This window comes from Mesorhizobium sp. M0772, from assembly GCF_040320135.1.
GTDB lineage: Bacteria > Pseudomonadota > Alphaproteobacteria > Rhizobiales > Rhizobiaceae > Mesorhizobium.
This window is the reverse complement of sequence record NZ_JAMYPB010000098.1, coordinates 1-6,503: the sequence shown is the minus strand read 5'-3', so window position 1 is coordinate 6,503 and position 6,503 is coordinate 1. Positions and strand designations below refer to the sequence as shown.

10 protein-coding genes and 1 pseudogene are annotated in these 6,503 nt (G+C 60.5%); 8 read left to right on the top strand and 3 right to left on the bottom strand.

The annotated features are described in order from the left end of the window. Positions 1–187 precede the first annotated feature (187 nt). The 8 genes from NKI06_RS30585 (at position 188) to NKI06_RS30550 (ending at position 3,929) form a co-directional block, all read left to right on the top strand. Positions 188–373 (top strand): DUF3606 domain-containing protein, encoded by a 186-nt coding sequence (locus tag NKI06_RS30585; RefSeq protein WP_023700484.1) that lies wholly within the window; start codon positions 188–190, stop codon positions 371–373. 193 nt (positions 374–566) lie between these two features. Then, complete coding sequence (locus NKI06_RS30580; protein WP_023673158.1) at positions 567–761, top strand: hypothetical protein; 195 nt, start codon at positions 567–569, stop codon at positions 759–761. A 37-nt stretch (positions 762–798) separates the two neighbouring features. Next, positions 799–1,026 (top strand): KTSC domain-containing protein, encoded by a 228-nt coding sequence (locus NKI06_RS30575; RefSeq protein ID WP_023673160.1) that lies wholly within the window; start codon positions 799–801, stop codon positions 1,024–1,026. Between the two features lie 459 nt (positions 1,027–1,485). After that, positions 1,486–2,118 carry a DUF4142 domain-containing protein gene (locus tag NKI06_RS30570; protein WP_023673161.1) on the top strand — a complete coding sequence of 211 codons (633 nt, stop codon included), beginning with the start codon at positions 1,486–1,488 and terminating at the stop codon, positions 2,116–2,118. 75 nt (positions 2,119–2,193) lie between these two features. Beyond that, positions 2,194–2,550 carry a hypothetical protein gene (locus tag NKI06_RS30565; protein WP_023673162.1) on the top strand — a complete coding sequence of 119 codons (357 nt, stop codon included), beginning with the start codon at positions 2,194–2,196 and terminating at the stop codon, positions 2,548–2,550. 293 nt (positions 2,551–2,843) lie between these two features. Beyond that, entirely contained in the window at positions 2,844–3,029 is a 186-nt protein-coding gene (locus NKI06_RS30560) for a hypothetical protein (RefSeq protein ID WP_352987911.1), read from the top strand. A 203-nt stretch (positions 3,030–3,232) separates the two neighbouring features. Next, positions 3,233–3,439: a hypothetical protein gene (locus NKI06_RS30555; RefSeq protein ID WP_023673164.1), complete on the top strand. Its 207-nt coding sequence runs from the start codon at positions 3,233–3,235 to the stop codon at positions 3,437–3,439. A 316-nt stretch (positions 3,440–3,755) separates the two neighbouring features. After that, positions 3,756–3,929, top strand: a complete 174-nt coding sequence (locus NKI06_RS30550) for a DUF3606 domain-containing protein (protein ID WP_023700486.1) — start codon at positions 3,756–3,758, stop codon at positions 3,927–3,929. Between the two features lie 253 nt (positions 3,930–4,182). Here NKI06_RS30550 and NKI06_RS30545 read toward each other — a convergent pair whose 3' ends face one another. From NKI06_RS30545 to NKI06_RS30535, 3 genes and pseudogenes are all read right to left on the bottom strand, one after another. Continuing rightward, positions 4,183–4,350 (bottom strand): hypothetical protein, encoded by a 168-nt coding sequence (locus NKI06_RS30545; RefSeq protein WP_155927361.1) that lies wholly within the window; start codon positions 4,348–4,350, stop codon positions 4,183–4,185. A 572-nt stretch (positions 4,351–4,922) separates the two neighbouring features. Continuing rightward, positions 4,923–5,215 (bottom strand): annotated as a pseudogene (locus tag NKI06_RS30540) (Rieske 2Fe-2S domain-containing protein). A 27-nt stretch (positions 5,216–5,242) separates the two neighbouring features. Next, complete coding sequence (locus NKI06_RS30535) at positions 5,243–6,337, bottom strand: fatty acid desaturase family protein (protein ID WP_352987910.1); 1,095 nt, start codon at positions 6,335–6,337, stop codon at positions 5,243–5,245. Positions 6,338–6,503 lie beyond the last annotated feature (166 nt).

Genomic DNA, 6,503 nt, shown 5'->3' with positions numbered 1-6,503 from the left:
CACCCTCGGGAGGGTTCTCCACAAGGGTCGGCATCAACGGCTCGATGAACTTCAAACGCATGCACTGATCCGCCCTCCGGCGATTCAATAAGATTGAGCTAAAATAGTTCCGAAACCGGAAATCAGCCTCTTGGGTGCAACAAACACGTCAACTCGGCGTTGCGGGATGAGCGAAGGAGGAATCGATATGGCCGACGACAAGAGCAAGCGGGACTTTCGCGATCGGGACCGGGTCTCGGCCGATGAGGATTATGAAGTCGAGTATTTTGCAGCCAAGGCCGGGATCACCCCGCAGCAGGTCAAGGAATTGATCGCGAAGCACGGCAACCAACGCGAAACGCTGGAGCGAGAAGCGAAGGCTCTGCGGAAATAATGACCAGGCTATCGGATCTCGGCAGACCAATAATTGGGCACCGACATGAAGGCCCGCCCGCGAGCGAACTCGCGCATTTCCTCCCTTGCCCTGTTTGCGGGCAACAGATCGATATGCGCGATTTTCGCCAGGTCGCTTATCATGCCGATCCGGATCACGATCAGCCTCTCGAACTAGACGCTTAGGAACACAAGTGCCGAAATACCACGTTGAGGAAATGGATGGCGATACCGTGACGGCTACCCACATCGTGCACGCGACAACGCCGATCAGGGCGGCGCGGGAAGCGACGGAGCGCGACGTCACCCTGCGCACCAGCGAACCCATTTGGATCAGGGTTGCCGACGAGAAGCGCGGGCACGTCTTCGAATACTGTTTCAGCCTGTAGCTGGCGATCCAACCCGGCTGAGTTTGGATGGCATACCATGCCGTCGACTTCGATACGCAAGTTCGACTATGACCCGAACACCAGAGTTCTCTCGGTTTGGTTTGTAGCGAGCGGGAAGCATTACGAGTTTTTGGACGTACCTGCTGAGGCCGTTGCCGCGTTCAAAGCTGCCTTTGCCAAGGGCGTCTATTTTAACAGCCACATCCGCAATCGTTATGCATTCCGGCTCGCGGCAGGGAGGGCAGCAGCCGCATCGGGCGATTGACAGAATTTCAGATTCGAGGCGGCCCGCGCCATCGCAGGGGAGCAACTGTGCGAATTGACCAGGTTCCGAGGGCAAACGAAAAGCCGGCCGGCCGGGCCAGCGGGCGCGTATTATACTAAGCTAGGTGCTGGGCCTATTTGCCCATCATCATCGCAGTTTTGCAGAAGTTTTCATGGACCTGTCGGACAGGTCTGCCACGACGCGTGACCCACGGCGACGGGTCGGCAAACAGCGCACTCCTGCGCATCCACTGGGCTTACGAAGTCGGTCGGCTGCTCTGCGATCATAGTGCCTTGTCGGAGAACCGCGCTGAGCTCCGCGCAGTCACCGGTCCTGCAATACGGCCGGATCTATGATCAAAGCGCTGAGCAGGAGCCATTCGGGGTCTACGCCTGCCGCCCGGTATTTATTGTCACAAAAAGGGGAACAACGGCAGCTCGGCCGTGTTGGGAGCACAACATGCATTTCGTCAAAGTGCTTTTGGCTGCGATCGCCATCGGTCTCATCAGCCCGGGGGCAATGGCTCAGACCGCGACGACGTCCCCGCAGGAATTTGTCAAAGCAGCTGCGAGTTCAGACATGTTCGAGATCCAGTCGAGTGAGTTGGCGCTGCGGAAATCGAAGACATCACGAGTGAAGGAATTCGCTCGCATGATGATCAAGGACCACACGAATTCTTCCAAGCGGCTCATTGCGGCGGCAAAGAAGGACGACGTCGCAGTGGCACCGGAGATGACAAGCAAGCATGCTGCCCAATTGGAAGCATTGAGCAACGACAGCAGCGGGGCGTTCGATAACGCCTACGTCGACGCCCAGGTTGCAGCGCACCAGGAAGCCCTGACGCTGATGACCTCCTATGCGGAAAACGGTCAGGAAAAACATCTGGCGGCCCATGCGAAAAAGACCGCGCCGGCTCATCCGGCAGCATTTCAAACATGCCCAGCAACTGAGCAAGAGCGGTTCTCAGGGCTGAGTGGATCTGGCCACGACGTTGGTTCTTCGCGGCGCTGTGGAGTCTGTGCCAACCCTCTGGCACTGCCTCCGCCCCCAGGGACGCTGCAACCTTCAAGCGGTCGTCGATGCAGGCTCTAAAGGGTGCGTCGCTCAGGTAGTCCGGCGTGCAAGCACCAGCGTCGTCGAATTTGCCAAACGAACAGGAGACCTGACATGCCAAAGCAAAACGAGACCTCGCATTCGAGACGAAGTGACTTCGCCAATGATGAACCCATTCGCCCGGAGGATGCCGCCGTGTTGGACAGCCCCGTGGGCCACGAAGACAGGCACGGCGCGGAGCCAGGTTTCGGGGGAGCCGACGATGTCGACCAGCCGATCGGCGCAAGGCCCCGCAGCGAAATTACCGGTCGTCATGATGAAGGGGCACGCGCCAATGAGACGATCGACGGCTTAAGCGAAACCGAGGAACTGACCCGCAGCTACGCCGAGGACATACCAACCGGTGACAATGATGAGGAGGAGGAAGACATCCCTGTCTTCGAAAGAGGCCGAAGCAACACCGAACTCTGAGCGCGCCAGGTTGAACCCCGCACGGTGAGGAACATGACAATGAGCACATTCGGACTTCGGGTTGCGTCTTTGGGGCTCCGGGCTTTTTTGGGACTGGCGGCCTCGCTGACTTTGGCGTCGAGGCATCTGCGCAGACAAGTCAGCCCGCGCAGCAATCCGGCGACTCGTCGCAAACAGCCAAGCAGGGTCGACTGCCGGCGCAAGGATCGTCGCCGACCGCCAAGGATGATGTCGGCGTTGACGTCTCGCTCGGCCGGCCGGAGGTGAAGCAACAGGTTGCAAGACATCTGGGAGTGGCTGAGACCGAGTTGCCACTGGCGGTGCACGTGCCGATCGCGCTCGCTTCGCAAGTCTGCGGGCAAGAGGTATTTACCGCCCGCGCCAATGTAAACCGAAGCTGCACCGCGACGAAATTCATTCCGGAAATCGCCGAGGCGGCACGCAACCATCCACAAACCTCCGCGGTACCGGAGCAGTAGCACCGAAAATGTCCGAACCCGGCGCGACGGTCGTGCCATGCTTACCCGAGGGTAGCGCTCCAACCCGGGGTAAATCAGCCAGCCCCACCGCCGTCTGTTTTTGGCGGCATGCATGATGGCGTTCGCCGCCATCTCTTAACCAATGTGAATGCTGTTGCTCCGCAGCCACGCTACGAGATCCTGTCCGAAGCGGAGGCAGGCAGATGCCACTGGAATCCCTGATCGATCAATATGTGAGCAGCCGCAAGCGGCGGGGTCTTTTGTCGATACGGCACGCTCTCGAGGCGTTGAAAGAGGCCGTTCCGGCGCTGTCGATCGGCGAAAGCCATCTTGTCAATATGATCGCCGAGCGAGCGCTCGCCTTTGGCCTCGCCATCCACTTCGATCATTCCGGCGAGAATGCCGGGTAAGACATCCACGAGCGTCTGCTGATGCTACAGGACGAGGAACTCGGTGTTCGCGTAGCTTCATTGCCTGGTGGGCGGATCTTTCCGAGGCTGCTCCCATCCGTGTTCTGGGCGGGTGGTTAAAGTCGCCGAAGCGATGCCACGGCGTGCACCGAGCCCACCCCGGCGTTGGACAAGCTCCCCCAGCTTTCGCCAGTTGGAGCTTTCGTCTACTCGCAGCAGCCCTAGCGAGGCTCGATCAGCCTCCGCGTTGGGCGGTCTCGGGTTTTGCTCCAGCGGGCGGTTCGGGCCGGCGAATTGAGGTTGAAAGGAGAAGATGATGACGGACAACAAAACCGAGCGTGATTTTCGCGACAGGAACCGGGTCTCGTCCAACGAACGCAACGAACTCTTCCATTTTGCCCAGCAGAACGGCATCACGCCTGAGCAGGTGATGGAGCTCATCAAAGCCGCCGGGAATGACCGCGCCTCGTTGCGGCTGCGAAGGAATTGAAATCAGTTTCCCGGGGCGGCTCGCTTACGGCATGAAGCCTCGCTGCCGAGGAGAACCTTGAGCCGTGGTGAGAATTTGAGTGTAGCATCATCCTGACGCACACGCGGAGCAGGTCGAGCGTGAAAGTGAAAATTGTATCCCTGCCCAACATGCGGCAAGCGCTGGAGGTTCGAGGCTGCGCAGATCGGCTATGGTCACCCCGAACCATAATCCACTCCAACCCGAGTCCTGGACGCACGGCGTGGCACCGAGCCTACTTCCTGCCGTCGTTCAATAATAATCCCGCGCCGCAGTCAGCCAGCGAGATCACCGTCGTCTGCCGGACGCGTGTCGGCTTCCAAACTGACAACGCACAGCCTTTGTAGCGACGCTTTCCAGCCACGATCACCTGCGCAGCTTTGCCGCGCTCGCTGCGCACCAATAAATCCCATCTCCTTCCCTCACACTGATCTTGTTCAGGCGGTCGTTTTGCCGCTGCGGTAGGCGCTGTCCTTCCGCTTCGATCGCGGTAGCGCCCAGTATCAACGCTGCCAGATCAAACCGCACAATCAGCACCTCAAAGCTGATCAGCAGAAGCAGCAGTGAATCAGGACCTCGTCGATCAGGGTCAAAGGGCCAAGCACATATGTCTGGGCACGGTGACCGTGGCATAGCCGGCGCTGCAATGACGGCGTCGGTGCCCGTCTTGTGGAGCCGGAAAGCCCAACTTAGAAAACAGTCGGCGGTGCCGATCTCGAAGAAATTCTAGCCCGGCACGGTGAACAGGCTGGGGGCCGCATCGCGATCTAGGGTTCAGCACAACTCCGGCGGCATCGAGACGATCGACCTCAGCCCGGTCGGCGGCCCTCGGCCACGTCCATGACCAGCACGCGCAGCATGGTCAGCTGGCGCTTACCCTCCATGGCGCGCCCGTCGGCGACGGTCTGTCTCTTTCGGCTCAGGAAAACGTCACTCTGAGTTTGCTAAACGCGGTGCTGGACCGGTTACCACGCGTCAGATCTGGATCATCACCTTGCCGGCCTCGATTCTCATCGGATAGATCGCGAGCTTGACGCAGACCGGCGCGCCCTTGACCTGGCCGGTCGCAGAGCGGCCAATGTGCTTCAAGGCATTCGATGACGTCGTCGATCACCAGCCCTTCGGCTAGATGCGCCTTCTCATGGGTCCAATATCCGTCGGTGGCGAAGAGCTCGTCATCGGGCGAGCGGCAAACCGCGAGGATCGAAGCAGATGACATCCTCTTCCTCGATGTCATCGACCGCGCACGCTTCAATCCAGTCGGCCATCTCCGGCTCCCGCACCATCCGCTATGGCTATTCAGCCGCCGCCGACATATCCACCTGGTGAAATTCGCCGCGATAGGGTCTGGCTGTCGGCGGCAATTCGCGCTTGAGATAAAAATCCTCGTACCGCAGCTGCTTCAGCAGCACCGGCCAGACCTCGCGATAGGCATGCCACATCGACGGGTTCGCTACCGGCAGGTCGTGCTTGATCAGCTCGTGCAGCCTCGGCAGCGCATGATAGGGCACCATCGGGAACATGTGGTGTTCGACGTGATAATTCATGTTCCAGTAGATGAAGCGGCTGACCGGGTTCATGTAGACGGTGCGGGTGTTCAGCCGATGGTCGACCACGTTGTCGGCCAGGCCGATATGCTGCAGCAACCCTGTCAGCACCATGTGCCAGCTGCCATAGAGGCGCGGCAGGCCGATCAGCACCAGCGGCAGCAGCGACCACGTGAACAGCGCCAGCCCGACTGTCGCCGCATAGATGGCGACATGCCAGCGCGCAGCGATCACCGCCTTGTGCTGCTCCATCTCGGGGATATAGCTCTTCTCTTCATCGGACAGCTTGCCGAACGCCTGGCGCACCAGCGCCAGCAGCGAATAGCGGAAATCGAGAATACCGGTGAAGGCGAGCGCCGCCCGCAGCAGATCTGGGGGGCGCATGACGGCGATTTCGGCATCGCGGCCGACGATGATGGTATCGGTGTGATGGCGGGCATGGCTCCAGCGCCATTGCACGGGGTTGCGCATCAGCATGAAGCTTGAGATCTGGTAGACGACATCGTTCATCCAGCGCGTCCGGAACGCGGTACCGTGGCCGCATTCGTGCCAGCGCGAGTCGCTGGACGAGCCGTAAAGCACGCCATAGACGAACAGGAACGGCACCACCCACCACGTGGCCCAGAACCATACGATGCCGGCGGCCGACACCAGGATCGCGGCGACCCAGATGATCGTGTCGCGGATCGCCGGCCCGTCGGAGCGTTGCATCAACTCCTTGATCGCCTTGCGCGGGACATCGGTGTGATACCATTCGGCCGAAGCCAATCCGGTCTCAATGGCGCGCTTGGTGCTTTCACCGACCAGGCTGTAGTCGCGCTTCCTGCTTGCCGTCATCGTCATCTCCGCTTTCCCGCCTGCGCTCCGCAAGGGCCGCCTGGGGCCGGCCGGGCCGCGCCGGCGTCCGTATTCCGGCGCACTTCCCGCCCGCCGCGGCAACCGATCGTGCGTTTCAAGCCGGTCACGCCTGCAGGCTCGCAACAGCGCCCGACGGCGCAGGGTAACCCGG